Source organism: Flavihumibacter fluminis (genome assembly GCF_021491375.1).
Lineage (GTDB): Bacteria > Bacteroidota > Bacteroidia > Chitinophagales > Chitinophagaceae > Flavihumibacter > Flavihumibacter fluminis.
Genome location: NZ_JAKEVY010000001.1, coordinates 318,704 through 338,435, shown reverse-complemented (window position 1 = coordinate 338,435; position 19,732 = coordinate 318,704). Strand labels below are relative to the sequence as shown.

The window sequence follows — 19,732 nt, the reverse complement described above, 5'->3', positions numbered from 1 at the left end:
AAAGTAAATGAAATCCAAGGTTTTCCTTTTGCTACAAGTGGTGGTAGCTATGATTTTGGGGGTGTCATCCCCTGTTTATTCCCAGGATACGATATGGTTCTCAAAAATAGGTAAAGAAGTTTCTATCAGAGATTCTGCTGAACGGTATAATGTGGTGTACAAAGACAAGGCCGATACGCAGAAGGTAAAACTGGTACGTTACTTAAAAGATGGCACCCTACTGGAAGAAATGAATTTCTATCCTTATTCACCGAACAGGGTGCTGGAAGGTGCTTTTATACGCTATAGCGATGGCCGGATCGTGCAGGAACGGAGCTACGCAAAGAACCAGCTCAATGGACCATTGAAAACTTATTGGGAAAATGGTCAGTTAAGAAGGCATGATATCTATGAAAATGGAAAATTCATCTCCGGCAACTGTTATGGTATAGACGGGGCGGATACCACCTGGTTTGAATTTGAAAAAACTGCCAGTTATCCCGGCGGGATGGACAGTTTGCGGAGATACCTGTCGAGGAATCTTCGGTACCCGCAGCTGGCTAAAGTTCAAGGAATACAAGGTACTGTGAGAGTGAAATTCACCATTGCGAAGGATGGGAGTTTAGAAGATATTTTTGTAGTCAAACCTATTGACCCCTCGCTGGATCAAGAGGCCATTCGCCTGGTAACCAAGATGCCGAAATGGATACCGGCAATTCAGGACGACAGGCTGGTGAAGATGTATTTTATTCTTCCGATTGTATTTAGAATACGGGAATAAGGTTAGTGCCACGTCAATCTGTAGCTCCGACAGAACCATGGTCCTGCGCTTTGACAAAGAAGTGAACGGCTATTATTGTGATAAAATGACAAATTCAAAATAGTAGTAACACATGATTAGAAAAACATTGAAGGTTGTTCTATATCTAGTCTTATCAATCTTGATACTGATTTTGTGTCTTGTGACTGCATGGTGGATTAATAGCCCTGGAGAAGCAGATCCTATTATTGATAAAAGTGCTAAGATAATTTCAGGTAGCATTTCAACCATCGATACGCTTCAAATTGGAGGTTTGAAACAATATATAATAATTCGGGGTGTCGATTCAACCAAACCTGTAATGTTGTTTGTACATGGAGGTCCGGGAGGCCCGGAAATTGGAATGATGAAAGAAACAAACAGATTAATTGAAAATGACTTTGTTATGGTATACTGGGAACAAAGAGGAGCAGGCAAATCCTATAGCCCAGATGTGCTACCTGAGTCAATGAATTTGGATCAATTTATTTTAGATGCAGGTGAACTCAGCCAATACCTTACCAAACGATTCAAAAAAGACAAGATTTATATCATGGGACATTCCTGGGGGTCTCTACTCGGGATTTTAACGGCCAACAAATATCCGGAACTTTTCCACGCCTATTTTGGTGTGGGACAAATTGGAGACCAATATGAGGGGGAACTTGTTTCATTTGAATGGGTTAAAAAACAGGCTCAATTACAAAATGATATAGCCGGCATCAATGATTTGGCTAATTTAAATTTCCCTAAACATTCTGATAATTATGCTGATTTAGATGAATTCAATGCAGCTTGGGATGGCTACATCGGTATTGAGAGAAATTATGTTATGAAGTTTGGTGGTGGTGCAATGCGAGAAGTGAGGGGAATATTACCCTTAGTAAAGATGATTTTTCTTACTCATGAATACACAATTGAAGAAAAATTAAACTACTTAAAAGGCAGTGATTTTTCAGCCAAGTATTTATGGAAAGAGGTAATCGATACGAATCTTTTTAATGAAATTGATAGCATTCAAGTTCCTGTTTATATTCTTCAGGGTTTATATGATTACCAGACACCTTATCCCGTTGCCAAAGATTTTTTTGACCAATTGAAAGCACCAGAAAAGAAGTTCTTTGCCTTCGAAAAATCTGCACATAGTCCGAATTTTGAAGAAGTTGAAAAATTTAATTCAATTGTACGCGAACTTGCCAGGGAATAGTGACTGTTAATTAATTGCTTCGGATATCATATCCCAATACGGAGGTGCACAGGTATGGCTCTAATGCCGTGGCTGGAATTAAAAAGGTGGTTGAAATTAAATCGAACGGGGATAAGGTTAGTGTGAAGTTGAAAAAGACGTTTTGAGAAAGGGGGGGGTACTTCGCATGTAGAGGTTTTGGAAATAAGTGAGGCGATTTTGTAATAGTACCAAAATTTGGCAACTTTATAAAAATCACTAAAATGGGACGTAATACATCTGTATCACTTGGTGACTATTTTGAGGACTTTGTAGAATCCAAAATTTCAGAAGGGCGGTATAAGAATGCTAGCGAGGTAATCAGGGCTGGACTTCGTCTGCTGGAGGAAGAAGAGCAACGGGTAAGTATGCTTAGTGATGCAATCAAAGAAGGTTTATCTAGTGGCATTGACAATAAGTTTGATTCAAAAAGACAGCTGGAAAAATTGAAAGCTAAGGTGAATAAGAATGGCAAACTATAAATTAACCAGGCAGACAAATACTATTCATTATTGATTGATACTATAAGAGAATTTTCAACGAAACCTGAAATTGGAAGGTCATATTCATTGGTAGAATCAGGTTTACGTGGAGTAAAAGTGGGACGTCATATTATTTTCTATCTGATAGAAAGTAATGAGGATCCCTCTTACTAATTCCTGCTCCCAGTTATCTCAATTTTTGATATTATATCCGTAAACGTTTTTAATTCATCTCCCGAAAACTCATAGGAAGCAGCCCAAAGATTCTCCTGTAAATGGGCTTGTTTGGTGGTTCCGGGTATGGGAACAATCCAGGGTTTTTGAGCCAATAACCAAGCTAAAGAAACCTGAGTTGCTGTTAATCCCCGCTGGTTCCCAAATGCCTGGATAGCTTCAATTAAAGGCCAGTTTGCTTTCACTGCCTCAGGGTTATATCGGGGTAAAGTATCCCGGTTGTCATTATCCGGATCGTATTTGGTTAGCGGATTGATGTATCCTGATAACAATGCCCTGGCAATTGGGCTGTAGGGCACAAAGCCGATGCCCAATTCTTCACAGGTATTCAGGATGGCAGCTTCCGGGTCTCTGGAAATGATCGAGTACTCCGACTGAAGTGCTGTTATAGGCTGCACAGCATGCGCTTTGCGGATATTGACAGAGTCGGCTTCACTTAATCCGAAATGCAAAACTTTTCCCTCCTTTATTAAGTCTTTTACAGTGCCAGCTACCTCTTCAATTGGCACTGCCGGGTCCACCAGATGCTGATACAACAGGTCTATATAATCTGTTTTCAATCTCTTTAAGGATTGTTCCACCACTTCCCTGATATGTGCCGGTTTGCTGTTAAGTCCTGCCAGTTGGCCATTCTGAATATTGAAGCCAAATTTGGTGCATACAATTATCTTCTTCCGAAAGGGACGAATAGCCTCCCCAACCAGTTCTTCATTTCTCCAGGGGCCATAGGCTTCTGCTGTATCAAAAAAATTCACCCCCATATCGTAGGCCTTCTGGATCAATGCAATCATCGCTTCACGGTTGGGTATGAAAGTCCGATGCCAGCTCATTCCCATACAGCCAAGCCCCATTCCATGGTTTATTTTTTAGGCTGTGTTTGCCAGTTCCTAATATGCGTTCCGATTTTTTGGCGGTACCAGCATATTGGCCAAAGAGGGAAGAACTGGCCAGTGCTGCTGCTGCTGTAGTTCCGGAAAGAAGGAAGTTTCGCCTGTTTGTTAGTTTCATGACTTGCATTTATACTGCAAATTTCCCCTCTGTTTTGCTGCCAGTTGGTATATGAATTACTGAATTCCTTACCAGTTTTCCTTATTCCCGGATACAGCAATGCTTCAGGAGGCTGTATTTCGTAGGTTTGTATCCTAAGTAAGCAATCATGTCTGAGATCGTAAAAATTGAAACAGTTACACAGTACAACACCATGCGGGGTGTCTCTACCTTGCATCCATTAATCACGGTGCTGGATCTGTCAAAAGCCCATCCCATGCCTGCCAAAACCTTCAATTTTGGACTGTATGCTATTTTTTTAAAAGAGCTGAATTGCGGGGAATTAAAATATGGGCGGAATCAGTACGATTATCAGGAGGGGACATTGGTCTTTATTTCACCCGGACAGGTATTAGGCATTCAGCCAGGTGTCACAACTTTTGAACCAAAAGGCTGGGCTGTTTTATTTCACCCTGATTTAATTAAAGGAACTTCCTTAGGCAGGAATATTCATCAGTATTCCTTTTTTTCCTATGATGTAAAGGAGGCCTTGCATCTTTCCGAAAAGGAAAAACAACTGGTGATTGATGCTTTCAACAAAATTCAATACGAACTGGAGCAGTCCATAGACAAGCACAGTAAAATGCTGATCGCCTCTAATCTTGAATTGTTTTTGAACTACTGCGTTCGGTTTTATGACCGACAGTTTATTACAAGAGAAACTCCCCATAAAGGAATAGTAGAAAAATTTGAAGCCTTATTGAATAGCTATTTTACATCCGGAAAACCGCAGGAAACAGGATTGCCTGCTGTATCCTATTTTGCAAAGGAGTTGCATTTGTCTGCCAATTATTTTGGAGATCTGATCAAAAAAGAAACGGGTAAAACAGCACAGGATTATATCCAATCTAAAGTAATTGATCTGGCAAAAGAAAGAATCATGAATGCTGATCAATCGATAAGTGAAATAGCGTATGAATTGGGTTTTGCCTATCCTCAGCATTTCACCCGGTTGTTTAAACAAAAAGTAGGTATTACGCCGAATGCGTACCGAAGTTCAACGTAAGAAATATGAATGATCCAGGTAGTCAATTAGTTGAAATCCGGTTGCTTCAAGAAATTTAAATTCATCTATTAAACAGTTTGCCTTTTACAATTTTGCCTTCTTTTTTAGCAAGGTAGTAAAGAACAATGCCAATGATTAGTAGAAATGATGGTGAAAATATTGAACCTTCAATTCCAGTTGCACCCCCTGTTAATAAGTCAGGGCCTGTAAATTTAGATTGAATAATACTACCCATATCATTTGTTCCTGTTAGATTGGAGCCATAAAAAGGCTGTGCAAAATTCCAACCTATGTGGAAGAAATAAGGTAGCCAAATTCTTTTGGTATAAATGAACATCATTGCCATTGTGAACCCCCAAATCAAATAATAAAAAAAGCTGAATAAATTGGAGTTGGGGTTGTAAATATGTTGTAATTCTACCACCATTGCAATGACAATGGCTATGTTTGAGCCTAACCAATTTTCTATCTCCCTTACGACTAGTCCTCTATGAAATAAGTCTTCAACTAGTGCAGCAAATAGTAATACAGTGAAAAACCTGGCTGAGTAGTGAGTAGTTGTAATACTAAAAGCCTGATAGTATCCTAATAAGTATAGAATGAAAATTGATAATGATATGGTCAAAAAACCAAAACTAAAGCCCCCAAACATTTCTTTGGGTAAATGTTTTATAGATAGTTCGGTGATTTTTCTTTTATCATATAAACGGAATAAGTAGTAATAGCTAACTAATAACAGTATGGATGAAATAAAAATAATAATTGGGTCAGCAATGCTTTTATCTTGAATTAAACTATAGAAAAAAGGTTTTAAAACAAAGTTTTGAATAACTACAAATAGAGAAAAACACACTACAATTCCGATGATAATTTTTGTTATTGGAAAATGCAGCACTCTCTTAATTAATGCATTCATTGTTGCTTTTGATTTATTGTCTTCAAAAAATTTTATCCAAAGAAAACTCCTTATTATCTTTAGTGCAACTACGTACAATTAAGTATCCTACATACTAAAATGATACTATTGTTGATTATCAATATTTTAATAGTAAAAATAAATGAAGAATAAAATTAAGAAGGCGCATTGTGCAGTTGATTATGCTTTCCAGCGAATTGGTGGAAAGTATAAAGGACGAATTTTATGGATATTAAGAGATGGATTTTTGAGGTATGGGGAATTAAAAAGAGCAGTGGTGGGTATAACTCCAAAAATGCTTACTCAAACATTAAAAGAATTGGAAGCAGATGAATTAATTTTCAGAAAAGTTTATTTAGAAGTTCCACCGAAGGTTGAATATTCACTTACCGATACAGGAAAAGAATTAATCCCGTTTATTAGTTTAATGCGAACCTGGGGTGAAAAACAAATGTCATCTGATTGAAAATTACTTTCAAATGGCATATTTTATCCTTTCTGCCAAATCTTTAAAATATTGGGGGCTCCAAATTTCAAGTACTGACCCATCTGGTATAAATCGAACAATATCTTCTCTGATTCTTTCAAAGGAAACTGAATTAATTTTAGTAGTTACTAACTGAATTAATTGATTCCGGGTAATTGCATCTCCAGTCCAGTCACCAGTATCTTTTGCACGAAGAAGAAAATGGTTCAGGTCAAGTGCAATTCCTTTCCTCACATACCATTCAAGATCATACCAATCCCGCCCTTTTACCCTTGTCCCCCATTTTCGAAACAGCAGCGCATGCATTTTTCCTGCAAACAGATTCGGTAACGTAAAGCATTTTACGTAAAATGAAAATGGCTTTAGCAATAGCTTTTCTTCTGTATCAAAACCCAGAGGAGGTTCGCAATCCACTTCTATTTTAATCTTTAACCCTGGAGATACCTTAACACCTGATTGAGGTATAATTCCATCAAGAACCAACTCTCTCCAAACGGTCTCAGATTTTAAAAAAGCGGAGTCTACTTTTGTTTGTTTGGTTTTCTTTTTCTCCCGGATGCTTACGTTCATGCCGATAGCTTCAAATTCACTGATAATCCCCTCAAAATAGGACTCAAGAGAAAAGTCCGGATCGATTTCAAGCAGCGAAAAATCCAGATCTTCAGAGAACCTGTTTAATCCATGAAATATTCTTAGGGCGGTGCCTCCATAAAAAGCTGCCTTTTCAAAAAAGCCTGTTCGTTGTAACCCTGCCAGGGCAACTTCCTGCATGATTTCACGCAATGCAGATTCGGCCTGCTCTTTGTTTTGTGGGTTATATTCCTGAATCCATTCTTTGATCATAAACCGCTGATTGTTTTTACAAGCATAGATAAGCTTGCTTTCTTTGGAGCATCCTCAATCCAGGAACTAATTGCTGAAAGGTCAAGTTTTCTCAACATTTCTTCGTCTATTCTTAAATCCTCAACTAAGTATTCCAGTGCCTGATGCTGGCTACGTAGTAAAATGCCCGATGTATGGATGATTTTATCACAAATTGCTTTCTCCGGTGAGGCAATTAAAACAGCCTGCTTGGGTGTTAGCTGAACACGTTTAATGCCAAAAGAATAATATGGCAAGGGTGCACGGAAATAACTAAATCTACCAATGGGTGTTTGGTAATATTTTGATGTTTTGTTAGTCATTGAACTTATTTCATATACTTTTTCTGGAATTAATCCCCAATAGGAGAGTGCGGCATCTAATGACACATAACTTGGCCCCCAAAGGTGATTGGCAACAAGAAAAGGTTCTGGTCTGGCAATTTTGAGCTTAGGCCCAGTCATATATAGGCCTTTTTTGATGGTTATCAGTTCTCCTTTTTTAACCAGCTCATTTATTTTATCGTTCGGACGATTGTACTCTTTTAGCAGATCCATCATGATCTGCCTGTTAAGAGGTTCTTCGGCATATTCATAAACCTCATCCCTAAAGGACATGTTGTCAAATTTGAATACAAAAATCGGATAATTTCCGATTTATGCAATAATATTTGACATGTTTTTCACCACTATTTCCCCTTCGGCGCCATATATCCTTTTTCAACAAATTCCATAAATGTGAGGAGTGCTCCCCAATGGTAAAAGGCATCCGCGCTTCCTACATCGCCGCCTTCACCGGTTACGGTATTGTAGTTTTCATAAATACCTCCTTCTTTTTTCCAGTTCTTCATCAACAAGGCCTTTGACCTTGCGATGAGATCGGCCCTTGCCTCCGGCAATTGGTATTGCTGCATTCCCATAAATACCAGGAAATTCATGGGTCCCCAGATCCGGCCCCGCCAATAATCATTGTCTTTAAAGGCAGAATCATTTCGCGCAATGGAGGGGATTACATATTCCCCATGAAACTCATCCGGATTAAAATAGTGTTCTTTCATCATGCGCTCTGCCTGGGCCTGGGTACAGACACCCGCCAGCAGGGGATAAAAATTGGTGGGAGATAAGCGATAGGTTTTTTCCTGGGTGTCAATCCGCTGATTCAGATAAATACCGCTTTTTTCATCCCACATACCCTGCAGCTTTTTGCTGTATTGGGCCGCCCTTTTTTTGAGCTCGTCAGCATCTTTCTTCAAACCTAACTCCGTTGCCATAGCTGCCAGGGAATTACAATCCATAATATACATGGCCATCAAACCAACATCAGCCAATTCCATGGTATTGGTTTCGGTATTGAAAGGCATATCATCGTACATGGGTGAATTATCCAACCCTGATTCAAATGCCGCTGCCTGGCGGTTATGACTATCAATGGTCTTCACGCCCTTCGCTACCGGATTGGAACCCCAACAAAGAAAGCCATTTCTGTCGCGGTTTTTTGGCCACCAGCGGTTCCAGGTTAGCAGTTCCTGGTATACTTCCTCCAGCAACCATTTTTCCTTATACTTTTTATAGATTTCCATAATCACTTTGCTGCCGATGGGTGGTTGAGAGCGATCAAAGGAGGTTTGGCCATAGGGCGACTGATAATTAGGAATAAATCCATCCGGCGTTATTGCTTTGGTAATTTCAATAGCATTCGCATAGGCCAGTTCCTTATTGAAGAGAGAATACATATAACTTGCGAAATAGGTGTCCCAGTCAAATAGTACAAAGCCACCCCATCCTGCGCTCCAGCTTCTGCTAACGGGGGAGATCACACGCTCATTGGGAGCATCGTAAGTGGCATTCCAGGCCAGGATCGTTTGCATGGCTTGAAAGGATTCCGATAGAGGTCCATAACTCGCGATGCGTTGCTCTGCAGCCCGGCGTTGTTTGTCTATAATGGCGCTGATTTCAGCCAGACTTCTTTGTTTACCCGTGCAGATACCCAGAGGTTTTGTTGTAGTAAAAGCAAGATGAGGAGCACTGGTAACGGAATAGGCATCGGCCACGGGAGATTCAGTGGAGAATATTGTTATGGATCGATTACCAAAACTGGCGGTCAGTTGATCACCAGTTCTGCCGATGCTTCCTTTCCGGTTCCAAAGTAAACCGGCTTCCACTACCAGGTAATTCTCTTTGGATTGTACAGGAGATACCAGAATATATTGCTCACCACCTTCAGCAGCAGTCTGGATAAAAATAGTTTCTCCCTTATAGATCACCGTTATACTGGTATAACTGCCATCATCGGATCGTAGTCCGGGTATTATTTTTTCAGGTCTTTTATGTATATCCGCTGCCTTGTAGAAATTTCGAACATATTCCTGATTTCCGGGTTGCGTTAAACAGAGGTTAATGGAAAATCCTTCCGGCAACAATACATGCGATAAAAAACTATTGGCATACCAGGTATTCCATCCGGAACTGAGTTTTTGCTGTAATTCCTTATACTGCGGTGTTACGATTTTCCGGTTGACAGGTTGTGCAACTGCGAAAAATTGCAGGAGCAGCGCTACTACTAACAGGCAAAGGGGTTTAGTTTGGTTCATGGTGCAGATAAAAAAATGAGAAATGAAAATAGTGATTTAAAAATGACATTATTAAGTAGTAAATAGATGCTACTGCTATTATGCGGAATTTGTATAGTTTTATTCGGGTTTAGCAGTATAGTTAGTAGCTTCACAATGGTTTGTGTACAAGTTTAGAAATCATGTAAAAAACGAAAGCTATGTTTACTCAAAAAATCACTCCCTACTTGTGGGTAGAAAAAGATGCCAAAGCAGTAGCTGATTATTACCTGTCAATTTTTAAAGATGGTAAATTGAAAGATTTCCGAAAGTTTGATAGTGATGAAAGTGGAAATGATGGCGGTTTTGAAACAGCTGTAATTGAAATAGCAGGTATGGAGTTTAGTATTTTGGCGGCAGGCCCCTTGTTCAAATTTAATGAAGCGGTTTCTTTTGTGATCAATACAAAAGACCAGGCTGAAACAGATTATTATTGGGATGCCCTTACAAAAAATGGTGGGCAAGAAGGCGTTTGTGGATGGTGTAAAGATAAATATGGTTTGTCGTGGCAGGTGGTGCCGACTGAATATTTCGAATTAATCCATAGTGATGATCCTGTTGTGAGAGATAAAGCAATGAAGAATACATTGAAACAGAAAAAATTGATACTTGCAGAGCTTAAGTGAGTGGGTCGTTATGCGGAATTTGAATAAGGAAGTCCGGTTTTAGCAGTATAACTCTGATTCTTTGTGGATAGATTTGGCTATGAAGAATCTAACGCTAATGCTTGGTGTAGTTGCCACGATTTCATTCACCTCCTGCCAGCAAAAAGAGCAGGCTCCGGACGATATCAAACATGTAGTTGTAATTGGTATAGATGGATTCAGCGCATCTGGTTTGCGAAAAGCAAACCCTGTTTTTATGGATAGCCTGATGTCAGTTGGTGCCTATTCTCTTTCAGTTCGTACTGTTTTGCCTACTGTTAGTAGTCCCAACTGGGCTTCTCTCATAATGGGTGCGGGCCCTGCACAACATGGCATTACCAGTAACGACTGGGAGCTGGATGCTTTTCAGGTGGAGCCGGTTGTTTCGGATACCAATTTTCGTTTCCCCTCCATTTTTACCATATTCAGAGAGCAGCGTCCAACCGATGAAGTTGGCGCAATATATAACTGGAGTGGCTTTGGAAGACTCTTCGATTCCAATGATGTAAATCTGAGTAAAACCTATCCTACACAGGATGATACGGTACAGGCATTTGCAAATTATATCGTTGATAAAAAACCGGTTTTTTCATGGGTTCACTTTGATGAAGTGGATCATGCCGGACATGATCAAGGTCATGGTACTCCTGAATATTTCGAAGCAATCCGGAAAGCAGATTCCTGCGTGCGCGTAGTATATGATGCTATTAAAAAAGCAGGAATGGAAAAAAATACGCTGCTTATGATTGTTGCTGACCACGGAGGTATAGGTTCCGGTCATGGTGGAGAAGATATAGAAGAGCTCACTGTTCCCATGATATTTTATGGTGCAGGTGTAAAAAAAGGCCACCAGATCCAGCACCAGGTTTATCAGTATGATGCTTCTGCAACTATAGCTTTTGCGCTGAATCTGAAACAACCATATGAGTGGATCGGTCGCCCGGTTAAAGCTGCATTTGAAGGATTTGATGAACCTGTCGTTAACTGGAAAGGGGTAAAAAGACAGGATGCACCTACTATCTATCCCAGGTCATTCACCTATGCACCCACAGGCGCCTTGTTGATAGATACGGTTGGTGTTGTAAGCATGGCTGACGCCGACGAGCAGGAAAGTCAAAACATCTACTATACCACAGATGGAACTGATCCTGATGCTAGCAGTAAGAAATATACCGGTCCCTTCACCGTTGATCAGACGGCTGTTGTTAAAGCCCGGATTATTGAAAACGGAGCAGCAGGTAAAATTGCCAGCGCCTATTTCCGGGTGTTGAAATCTGGTCAGGGCAACGGTGTACGGTATAAATTATACCAGGGCAAAGGCTGGAAGGATGTTCCGAATTTCGCTGCACTCCAACCTGTAGCTGAATTTACCGGGCATGAGTTTCAGGTGGATGACTCCAAACTTACTGCAGCTCAAAAAGATGGATCCGAACAATTTGGACTGGTTGCTGAAAGCTTGCTGGACATTACTGTGGAAGGCGAATACCAATTCTTTACCAGATCTGATGATGGAAGCAAACTCTATATCGATGGAAAACTGGTAGTAGACAATGGTGGCGATCATGGCGTACAGGAGAGAAACGGTAAAACACAGCTGACCAAAGGTAAACATGCCATCCGAATTGAGCATTTCAATGGCAGTCAGGGTTATTGGCTCGACGCTTTTTACAGTGGTCCCGGTTTGACAAAACAAATCATCCCGGCAGACAGGTTGTATCTTAAATAAGTTCCACAGGATAAGGTTAAAGCCCCAGCTGATCTCAGTTTGGGGCTTTAATTTAAATAGGGGTAGTATCTTTGGTCCAATCAGCAGTATAAATCACTGAATCCAACAAATATTCAGAATTGGACAATATCAATGCCTATATTAATGCCATCTCGCCAATCAGCAATCTTACCTGGCTGAAAATATCACAACTGCTTACTCCAGAAAAAATATTGAAAAACCAATATTTTGCTAAACAAAATCAAGTTGCAAAAAAAATCGGGTTTTTAGAATCCGGAGTTGTTAGAGCTTTCTTTTCTAATGCAGCCGGTCAAGAATACAACAAACAGTTTTTTGTTGGTCCAAGTATCATCGGGGCCTATTCATCCTTATTGACATCTAAGCCAAACTTAATTGCACAACAGGCACTTACCGATTGTATGGTATATTCCTGTACTTACTCAGACTTGGTTCAGCTTTTTGACGAACATCAGGACCTGGAACGACTGGTAAGAAAAATTGCTGAATATTATTTCATCGAAAAAGAAAAAAAAGAATTAGACATTGTACTGCTGAATGCCACACAACGTTATTTGGTATTCAAGGTTGAGTTTCCGTCTTTGGAGCAACTTATTCCACAGTATCACATAGCATCTTATTTAGGTATTTCAGCCATTCAACTCAGTCGCATCAGAAAAGAGTTGGCTGTAAAGAAAAAACCAATTTGATTTCTTTACCTATGTAAAGATCTTTAGTTGCCTGGAATGTTAGTTTTGTGTCGCTGATAAAGGGTACAAAATCAATTATTTATGCGTGCTAAAGACTTTTCTTTTTATTCCTGGATCTTCTTACTTGCCGCGTTATGGAATTTGATAGGTACCTGCTTTGGTTATTTTAATACGGCTTTCACTTTTGAAGGAGTATTTGACAAACCACTTACTGATCCTCTTTTTTTCGAAATATATAGAGGTGCCTGGGGAACCACCTTTCTGTTTTTTATTGGCTATCTATTGGTAGCATATAATCCAATTAAACATTGGGGCATTGCTTTAGTTGGGGGGATAGGTAAATTGGCTTTTGCCATTTCAGAATTACAGTTATTCCATGCTAATCTTGCGAATCAAAAAATACTAATTATCGTAATTGGTGATTTTCTGTTTTGTATTGTATTTATTGGCTATTTCCTTAAACTAATAAAATACAAAGAACAGGTGTAAGGGTATGATAAAGTGGATAATAATGTTGACTTGCCTGTTTTTTTCTGGAATTAAAATTATAGTCCAGCACAACTTTAATCTTGTGAAAGAAAAAGATGGGATCCGGGTATGGGTAGGTCCAGTTTCTGGAAGTTCCTACTTTGCTTTTAAAGCAGAGATGTCACTAGAGGCTAGTGAAGCTGATATTGTGAAAATTATTAAAGATGTGCGTAGATACACTGACTGGTTTGCCTTTACTTCTTCTGTAAAATTGATCAGTCAAAATGAAACTATGCATCAGTTTTTATTAGAAACCGACTACCCCTGGCCATACGCTAATGAATGCATGCAGTATACAATGAAATTTGATGCTAAGCAGGATAACAAACGTATTATTACCATAGCAGGAAGCAATAGTGCCAAGAGTTGCAAGTACACCTTAAAAAAAGCGAGTGGCTATATTTTGCTGGAGGAAAAAGGAGGGAATACTACCATCACCTATTATTTTCATTCCGAACCTTCCCAGAAAATTCCAACCTGGTTGATTAATCCAAGAATCCATGAAATGCCATTTCAAACATTCGTAGCACTTAGAAGAATTATACTGTTGAACCAATAGCCATATTTTTTAAATTATGACTGGCAATTCTTTCAGTGCTTTTATTCTTTCTTCAAATCCCTGATTGCCGGGTAAGGGGAAATGAACCGCTGTAAAAAAAAACATTAATTCGGCGGAATGTTGATGGCTTTTTTGTGTTTTGATATTGAAGTGAACAAGTTTACTCCATAATACTGATTTTAGTTTTGTTTTATGTTCATCCCACATCAAAGCTTCGACTGTTACGCTCCAGTCTGAAAACTGGATTAATCTGGATTGAATCGTGACAACTTCCATCCAGGTAGCCGGATATAAATAAGATATCTGATTTTGGACGGCTACCCAACCAATTTTGTCCCTGAAAGCAAAATCCGCCATATTGAAATCATAGTTGGCAAGCAATTGTTCGGTCCTGGCTTCCATCATGTAATCAATATAACGGGAGTTGTTTAAATGATTAAACGGATCGCAATCCTGGTAATGAATCCTGGTTTTGCTTTCAACTATCTTTTTAAGTTCTTTCATTTGTTTGATTATTGTAATATGCCAATCGGTATAAAATGAAAATTCTTAACTATTTCCCAAAATAGATACAATTCGATAAGATCTCTTTTATTACTTTTGATATCTGTCCGGTCAGCGCAAGAATCCTTTTATCTGTTCTGTGCCGGATTTGTAATAACCACAGGATAAGGTTAAAGCCCCGACTGTTCTCAGTTCGGGGCTCTAATTTAAATAGTGGTTGTAATGCATGTAAATATATCCTGAAATTTATATATTGTAGCAGCTTGTCCTGTGATTCCCATCTTTTGGGTCTCATATGGCGAAGCTTATAATCAGTTACTTTATGGGAACTTTTGGTACAGCAATATTTTCAGATGATTTTGCCTGTGATATTCGGGATGAGTTTAAGGAGCTTATAGGTGAAGGTATGAGATCAGAGGAGGCAACTAAATCTTTGATTGAAACTAATGCTGAAGCATTATCTATTGATGATGAAGCTTCGGTTTTCTGGCTTTCGTTGGCTTCTGTACAATGGCAGACTGGTCGCCTGCTTGAAGAAGTGAAACAAAAGGCAATAGAAGTTATTGATACTGATGCTGACTTAAAACGTTGGGAACTTGAAGGTGATGAAAAGCTTGTTGCAAAGCGAAAAAAGGAGTTGATCAAACTTAAAGAAAAGTTGCTTTCACAGCAACCACAACAAAAGAAAATAGCTAAAGTCTATAGAGAATTTACTCCATTCGAAATTGGAGATGTTTTTAGCTATTCTCATTCGTCGGGTAAATTTGCGTTGTTCAGAGTAATTGGACACTATGAAGATAATGGTGGTCGAAAACCGATTTGTGAACTTCTTGATTTTTTTAATACAACTATTCCAACAGACAAAGAAAGTTTAGAAAAAATGGCTTTTATTACGCTTCAGCAAAAAGATTTTTTAGGGAGAAATAAATCCACGTTTTTTTTGGGCGATGTTAAACAAAAATATGAACCTAAAGACAAAGTAAAATTAATTGCGCAGAATATAAAGGTTATGCAAGATGCTAAGCGTCCGTCTTATCATATCTTCTGGAGGGATCTTGATGAAAGTATTCCAGAACTTTTTGCAAGTAAAATAAGCAGCTAGTGACGACACAGTACAATGATGAACATATTCCAGATTTTTCTGGAGATGATTTTGCAAACGATAAGGAGATTCAAAAAACCAGGGCGGCGATAAAGGCCTATGAAAAGATGGTTAATGACTCCTTAAATGTAATTCGACGGGAATTAAATTGTGAAGACTCTTCTCATATAAACCTGAAAGGGTTTCATATGTTCAAGAGTTTAACGGCAACCCTTACTCATTCCATGAAATCTGTTATTGGCGATAAAATAGTACGGGTTTCACTAGCAGATTACTTTTCTTCTTTACCGGTCCCAAAGAATTCTAATTCTGGTACTGACCAGTATATATTTGGACATATATCTCTTAAAAAAAGTTACCCAAGAACCTATATTCATCAGGAAACAATCAAAGAAAAAATAGAGGATATATTCTTAAAAAGGGATCTTGATTTTCCTGATAGTAAAAAATTTTCAAGAAAATTTCAGGTATTGACAGAAGATGGTAAGAGGTTGCAAGATCTACTGCAGTTTAAAAAATTAGACGATTTCGCTGATTTCCCCGAAATGGAGATTGAGTTGTTTAATAATAAAGTTTTATTCAGGACCTCCAGAAAGCCTGTTTCAATTGAAGAAGCTACTATTTTTTGCGACCTGACAAAGATTATTCTGTCCGTTTTTGATTGATTCGATACTCAATCATTTAGTTGGGTTCCAACTGACCACATATTACCAGCAGGATCTTTGAACGTGCCCCTTCGGTCCGGATCTCATTCCCGTTCGCCTGGTTCCTGGATGCTTTCACATCCTGCCTGTATGGCTTTTGCAAATGTTTCGTCAACATTGGGCACATAGACGTGCATTACCAGTTCAATTGGTTTGAATTTTTCAGAGGAGCTACCCAGCATGATAACAGAATCATCAATTTGGAATTCAGCGTGCATAATAGATCCATCCGGGTTATCGTATCGTCTTAATTCTTTGGAATCAAATACGGCTTTCAAAAATTCTATAAACTTATGGGCATCCTGTATAATGAAATACGGCGAAACAGAATTATAATTGGCTGGTTTGAATGAATTAGTCATTGTTCTTAGTATTTGGTATGTTAATAAATAATTCTATGTAATTTAGGAAGAAAACCATATGCAATTAGGAGCCTTCTCCATCAGTCTGAGTGTAAAAGACCTGCAGTTATCCAAGGACTTTTATGAAAAAATGGGTTTTCAGGTTTTTGCCGGAAACATGGATAATAACTATCTCATCATGAAGAATGAGAATGCTCTGATTGGCTTATTCCAGGGAATGTTTCAAGGTAATATTTTAACCTTCAATCCGGGTTGGGATGAGAATGCCAACAACCTTGCTGAGTTTGATGATATCCGGGAAATCCAACGACAGCTTAAATCATCGGGACTTCAATTAACCAGTGAAGCAGATGAAAAAACAACGGGTCCTGCCAGTATTACCATTTCTGATCCTGATGGGAATGTAATTTTGATAGATCAACACAGGTAATTTAATAAGCTTTATCATTCTGTGATCAATACACTTTCAACCATGCAAGAAAATATAGAAATCCCCTTAAGCAAAAAGAAACTGGTATTACTTTTAGCAGGCTCCCTTGTTTTTGTGGCTGCAGGCATCTGGTTTCTGATCAATCCGCCAAAAATCAACAATGCGCTCTTTGGTAACCCGACTTTTATTCTGATTATCAGCATTGCAGCGATTCTGTTTTTTGGAACGATCGCTGTATTGATTGCACGAAAACTACCTGAAAACAAGCCGGGACTTATTATAGACAGCGTAGGACTTACAGATAATTCCGGCGGAATTTCAGCCGGACAAATACTATGGAGTGACCTGCAAAATATTTCAGTTATAGAAATCAATCGGCAAAAGATAATTCTGCTAGAGGTTAAAAATCCGCAGGACTATATCAACAGGCAAACCAGTGGTTTAAAACGAAAATTGATGCAACTAAATTACAATTCATACGGAACGCCCCTGAGTATAAGTTCCAACTCCCTCCAGATTGAATTTAATGAGTTGGTTACGCTGCTGAATAATCGTTTAATGGCAATCAAGGGGTGACTGCATATTATTTCCTATAAATGGTTTTACCTTCTTTGATGGTTGCGTTAATTGAAATGTCAGTAAGGGTCATCGGATCAATTTTCAGTGGATTCTTATCCAGGAGTACAAAATCAGCCAGTTTACCTGCGGTGATGGTGCCTTTGAGGTTTTCTTCAAAAGCCTGGTAGGCTGCCCAGGAGGTGATGGATTGTAAAGCTGTATAAGTTGATACGCTTTGATCCGGCCCGATGATATCACCTGATCTGCTTACCCGGTTAACAGTAGCATGCAGCACCCGGAGCGCATCCGGAAAGGCAACAGGGGCATCGTGGTGTTCGGTGAAAATCATACCGCGATTGAGAGCAGAAACAGTAGGCGAAATGCGATAGGCGCGTTCCTTGCCAAGGGTTTCATCCCGATGCCAATCTCCCCAGTAATAGGTGTGCATGGAGAAAAAGGAGGGAATGATGGCGAGGTTTTTCATGGAATCCAGTTGATCTTCCCGCACTGTTTGTGCATGAATCATGATGGTCCTTCTATTTTCATTGCCGTATTTGTTTGCAGCCAGGCGCACAGCTTTGAGATAGGCATCGGCAGCAGCATCGCCATTGCAATGCGTCATGATTTGCCAGTTGTTTTTGTACGCTTCGTCTACGAAGTTATTAAGGACAGCAGGATCCGGAATAGCCGGATACCCTTTGTAGTCTTTGTTCTTTCCAGGCGGGGGAACTTTGTAGGGTTTGGTAAGCCAGGCAGTTTTGCCAGAAGGAGAGCCATCCAGAATAAGTTTTACTCCCGCTATTCTGAAATGATTTTTATATGCCGGCTGCACGCCATTAGCTTTCATGTAATCAAGTTCTAATTGGATATCCGGGTAGGCATATATATCCATTAGTAAGGTGCCGGAATCACTCATGCGTTTGTAAGTTTCACAGGCAACTTTTGAAGCGCGGCCTTCCTGCGCGGTTGTAAAGCCATAACGGGCATAGGATTTTTGTCCGGCAAGCACCAGGGTTTCATTGCCTTTGTCGTCCACTTTTTTCATCAATTCAAAGGCTGGTCCCATTACTGCTGATTCTTCCAGCACACCATTGGGTTGGCTGCTTCCTTTCATCCGCTGAATTACGCCTCCTGGAGGATCTTTGGTTTCAGCTGTAATGCCGGATAGTTCTAGCCCTTTGGTGTTGACAGCAGCCAGGTGCCCGGATTGGTGGAGGAAGAGCACGGGCGTGTCTTTTGAAATCTTGTCCAGGTCTGCGGCAGTAGGATGGCGTTGTTCTTTGAGTTGCGATTCATCATACCCAAAGCCTAGGATCCAACCGGTTTTGTTGATGATAGCAGCATTAGCTGCCTTCCATTGATTGGCAACCTCAATAAGGGAGGCGATATCATTTCCCCGGCCATCGGGAGCAGGCAGGAGGTTGGCAGCCAATGCCTGGATACCGGCCATGTAGAGGTGTCCGTGTGCATCAATAAAGCCGGGCAGGAGGGTTTGTCCCTTCAGGTCGATCAGTTCAGGGTTGTCACTGGCAGACTGCAGGGCTTGTTCTTTTGGACCAACAAAGAGGATCTTGCCATCCCGAACTACCACTGCTTCGGCATATTGGCCGCTATCACCTTCCATGGTGATGATATCACCACCGAAGTAAACGGTATCGGGTGTTTTGTTTGCTTCTTCTTTTTTATCTGGCTGGTTACATGCCGCCAGTAATAGCAGAAGTGTAAGGACAGGAATACAGGTTCTCATACTTGCAATAGGTTGATAATGGTGGGTGGTAAAGGGAACTTATTAAAGTTATTTAAATTTATAATATGAGTGTAAAAAAGCTACATCCGGATGAGCTTTCGCATTTTAAATACCTGCTGGAAATATTCCGGGAGGTATTTGAAGTTGAAGAAGCAATACCAGGTGACGATTATTTGGAAGCTTTACTTGGTGATCCAAATTTTTTAGTCTTTGTTGTGCAGCAGGACCAGCAGGTTGTGGGAGGGTTGACTGTGTACGTGCTGAAGAGCTATTATGTGCCTCGGCCAGTGGCTTATATATACGATGTAGGTGTACATCCCGGTTACCAGGGCAAGGGTTTGGGTACCCTGTTGATTGCAGAACTAGTTCGTTATTGTAAGCAACAGGGATTTGATCATGCGTATGTGGAAGCTGAAGCCTATGACCTGGAGGCGGTTCGTTTTTATCGGAAAACGAATGCCAGTACCGAACTTAATGCGATACATTTTACTTATTTGTTGCATTGAACCAATTACAG

25 protein-coding genes are annotated in these 19,732 nt (G+C 39.8%); 16 read left to right on the top strand and 9 right to left on the bottom strand.

What is annotated here, in order from left to right:
• Window positions 1-7: 7 nt before the first annotated feature.
• The 4 genes from L0U88_RS01520 (at window position 8) to L0U88_RS21030 (ending at window position 2,659) form a co-directional block, all read left to right on the top strand.
• Entirely contained in the window at window positions 8-760 is a 753-nt protein-coding gene (locus L0U88_RS01520) for an energy transducer TonB (RefSeq protein WP_234863837.1), read from the top strand.
• 112 nt (window positions 761-872) lie between these two features.
• Entirely contained in the window at window positions 873-1,985 is a 1,113-nt protein-coding gene (locus L0U88_RS01515) for an alpha/beta fold hydrolase (RefSeq protein WP_234863836.1), read from the top strand.
• A 242-nt stretch (window positions 1,986-2,227) separates the two neighbouring features.
• Window positions 2,228-2,485, top strand: coding sequence for a type II toxin-antitoxin system ParD family antitoxin (locus L0U88_RS01510; RefSeq protein WP_234863835.1), 258 nt, complete (start codon window positions 2,228-2,230; stop codon window positions 2,483-2,485).
• Window positions 2,486-2,659 (top strand): type II toxin-antitoxin system RelE/ParE family toxin, encoded by a 174-nt coding sequence (locus L0U88_RS21030; protein WP_353620636.1) that lies wholly within the window; start codon window positions 2,486-2,488, stop codon window positions 2,657-2,659.
• Here L0U88_RS21030 and L0U88_RS01505 read toward each other — a convergent pair.
• On the bottom strand, window positions 2,656-3,510 hold the full coding sequence (locus L0U88_RS01505) for an aldo/keto reductase (protein ID WP_234863834.1): 855 nt from the start codon (window positions 3,508-3,510) through the stop codon (window positions 2,656-2,658). The two genes, L0U88_RS21030 and L0U88_RS01505, sit on opposite strands and share 4 nt — an antisense overlap.
• 4 nt (window positions 3,511-3,514) lie before the next feature.
• Window positions 3,515-3,727 (bottom strand): hypothetical protein, encoded by a 213-nt coding sequence (locus tag L0U88_RS01500; RefSeq protein WP_234863833.1) that lies wholly within the window; start codon window positions 3,725-3,727, stop codon window positions 3,515-3,517.
• A 148-nt stretch (window positions 3,728-3,875) separates the two neighbouring features.
• Here L0U88_RS01500 and L0U88_RS01495 point away from each other — a divergent pair, with 148 nt between their 5' ends.
• A complete protein-coding gene (locus tag L0U88_RS01495; RefSeq protein WP_234863832.1) occupies window positions 3,876-4,772 on the top strand; it encodes a helix-turn-helix domain-containing protein in 897 nt (298 codons plus the stop codon).
• Between the two features lie 61 nt (window positions 4,773-4,833).
• Here the strand turns inward: L0U88_RS01495 and L0U88_RS01490 are convergent, their stop codons facing one another.
• Window positions 4,834-5,688 (bottom strand): CPBP family intramembrane glutamic endopeptidase, encoded by an 855-nt coding sequence (locus L0U88_RS01490; protein ID WP_234863831.1) that lies wholly within the window; start codon window positions 5,686-5,688, stop codon window positions 4,834-4,836.
• 142 nt (window positions 5,689-5,830) lie between these two features.
• Between L0U88_RS01490 and L0U88_RS01485 the strand changes: the two genes are divergently transcribed.
• The gene (locus L0U88_RS01485) at window positions 5,831-6,154 is read left to right on the top strand and encodes a winged helix-turn-helix transcriptional regulator (protein WP_234863830.1); all 324 of its coding nucleotides are present in this window, start codon (window positions 5,831-5,833) and stop codon (window positions 6,152-6,154) included.
• A gap of 9 nt (window positions 6,155-6,163) precedes the next feature.
• Here L0U88_RS01485 and L0U88_RS01480 read toward each other — a convergent pair whose 3' ends face one another.
• From L0U88_RS01480 to L0U88_RS01470, 3 genes are all read right to left on the bottom strand, one after another.
• Window positions 6,164-7,018 carry a nucleotidyl transferase AbiEii/AbiGii toxin family protein gene (locus L0U88_RS01480; RefSeq protein WP_234863828.1) on the bottom strand — a complete coding sequence of 285 codons (855 nt, stop codon included), beginning with the start codon at window positions 7,016-7,018 and terminating at the stop codon, window positions 6,164-6,166.
• Window positions 7,015-7,653 (bottom strand): type IV toxin-antitoxin system AbiEi family antitoxin domain-containing protein, encoded by a 639-nt coding sequence (locus tag L0U88_RS01475; protein ID WP_234863826.1) that lies wholly within the window; start codon window positions 7,651-7,653, stop codon window positions 7,015-7,017. The genes L0U88_RS01480 and L0U88_RS01475 overlap by 4 nt, the downstream gene beginning before the upstream one ends.
• A gap of 71 nt (window positions 7,654-7,724) precedes the next feature.
• Window positions 7,725-9,626 carry an MGH1-like glycoside hydrolase domain-containing protein gene (locus L0U88_RS01470; protein WP_234863825.1) on the bottom strand — a complete coding sequence of 634 codons (1,902 nt, stop codon included), beginning with the start codon at window positions 9,624-9,626 and terminating at the stop codon, window positions 7,725-7,727.
• A 179-nt stretch (window positions 9,627-9,805) separates the two neighbouring features.
• Here L0U88_RS01470 and L0U88_RS01465 point away from each other — a divergent pair, with 179 nt between their 5' ends.
• The 5 genes from L0U88_RS01465 (at window position 9,806) to L0U88_RS21025 (ending at window position 13,808) form a co-directional block, all read left to right on the top strand.
• Window positions 9,806-10,270: a VOC family protein gene (locus tag L0U88_RS01465; protein ID WP_234863823.1), complete on the top strand. Its 465-nt coding sequence runs from the start codon at window positions 9,806-9,808 to the stop codon at window positions 10,268-10,270.
• Window positions 10,271-10,349: 79 nt separating this feature from the next.
• A complete protein-coding gene (locus tag L0U88_RS01460) occupies window positions 10,350-12,014 on the top strand; it encodes an alkaline phosphatase family protein (protein ID WP_234863821.1) in 1,665 nt (554 codons plus the stop codon).
• Window positions 12,015-12,133: 119 nt separating this feature from the next.
• Complete coding sequence (locus L0U88_RS01455) at window positions 12,134-12,721, top strand: Crp/Fnr family transcriptional regulator (protein WP_234863819.1); 588 nt, start codon at window positions 12,134-12,136, stop codon at window positions 12,719-12,721.
• An 81-nt stretch (window positions 12,722-12,802) separates the two neighbouring features.
• On the top strand, window positions 12,803-13,210 hold the full coding sequence (locus L0U88_RS01450; protein WP_234863817.1) for a hypothetical protein: 408 nt from the start codon (window positions 12,803-12,805) through the stop codon (window positions 13,208-13,210).
• A gap of 82 nt (window positions 13,211-13,292) precedes the next feature.
• Window positions 13,293-13,808: an START domain-containing protein gene (locus tag L0U88_RS21025; protein ID WP_234863815.1), complete on the top strand. Its 516-nt coding sequence runs from the start codon at window positions 13,293-13,295 to the stop codon at window positions 13,806-13,808.
• 9 nt (window positions 13,809-13,817) lie between these two features.
• Here L0U88_RS21025 and L0U88_RS01440 read toward each other — a convergent pair whose 3' ends face one another.
• Window positions 13,818-14,312 (bottom strand): acyl-CoA thioesterase, encoded by a 495-nt coding sequence (locus L0U88_RS01440; protein ID WP_234863814.1) that lies wholly within the window; start codon window positions 14,310-14,312, stop codon window positions 13,818-13,820.
• 295 nt (window positions 14,313-14,607) lie between these two features.
• On the opposite strand from L0U88_RS01440, the gene L0U88_RS01435 reads away from it, so the two are divergent.
• Both L0U88_RS01435 and L0U88_RS01430 read left to right on the top strand, forming a co-directional pair.
• Window positions 14,608-15,414: a hypothetical protein gene (locus L0U88_RS01435; protein WP_234863812.1), complete on the top strand. Its 807-nt coding sequence runs from the start codon at window positions 14,608-14,610 to the stop codon at window positions 15,412-15,414.
• Window positions 15,414-16,079: a hypothetical protein gene (locus tag L0U88_RS01430; RefSeq protein ID WP_234863810.1), complete on the top strand. Its 666-nt coding sequence runs from the start codon at window positions 15,414-15,416 to the stop codon at window positions 16,077-16,079. Before L0U88_RS01435 ends, L0U88_RS01430 begins: the two co-directional genes overlap by 1 nt.
• 83 nt (window positions 16,080-16,162) lie before the next feature.
• On the opposite strand, the gene L0U88_RS01425 is transcribed toward L0U88_RS01430, so the two are convergent.
• Window positions 16,163-16,480, bottom strand: a complete 318-nt coding sequence (locus L0U88_RS01425) for a VOC family protein (protein WP_234863808.1) — start codon at window positions 16,478-16,480, stop codon at window positions 16,163-16,165.
• 58 nt (window positions 16,481-16,538) lie between these two features.
• Between L0U88_RS01425 and L0U88_RS01420 the strand changes: the two genes are divergently transcribed.
• Together L0U88_RS01420 and L0U88_RS01415 are read left to right on the top strand one after the other, a co-directional pair.
• Entirely contained in the window at window positions 16,539-16,910 is a 372-nt protein-coding gene (locus L0U88_RS01420) for a VOC family protein (protein ID WP_234863806.1), read from the top strand.
• Window positions 16,911-16,952: 42 nt separating this feature from the next.
• Complete coding sequence (locus tag L0U88_RS01415; RefSeq protein ID WP_234863804.1) at window positions 16,953-17,486, top strand: STM3941 family protein; 534 nt, start codon at window positions 16,953-16,955, stop codon at window positions 17,484-17,486.
• Window positions 17,487-17,493: 7 nt separating this feature from the next.
• On the opposite strand, the gene L0U88_RS01410 is transcribed toward L0U88_RS01415, so the two are convergent.
• Window positions 17,494-19,215, bottom strand: coding sequence for an amidohydrolase (locus tag L0U88_RS01410; protein WP_234863802.1), 1,722 nt, complete (start codon window positions 19,213-19,215; stop codon window positions 17,494-17,496).
• A 65-nt stretch (window positions 19,216-19,280) separates the two neighbouring features.
• On the opposite strand from L0U88_RS01410, the gene L0U88_RS01405 reads away from it, so the two are divergent.
• On the top strand, window positions 19,281-19,721 hold the full coding sequence (locus L0U88_RS01405; RefSeq protein ID WP_234863800.1) for a GNAT family N-acetyltransferase: 441 nt from the start codon (window positions 19,281-19,283) through the stop codon (window positions 19,719-19,721).
• Window positions 19,722-19,732: the final 11 nt, after the last annotated feature.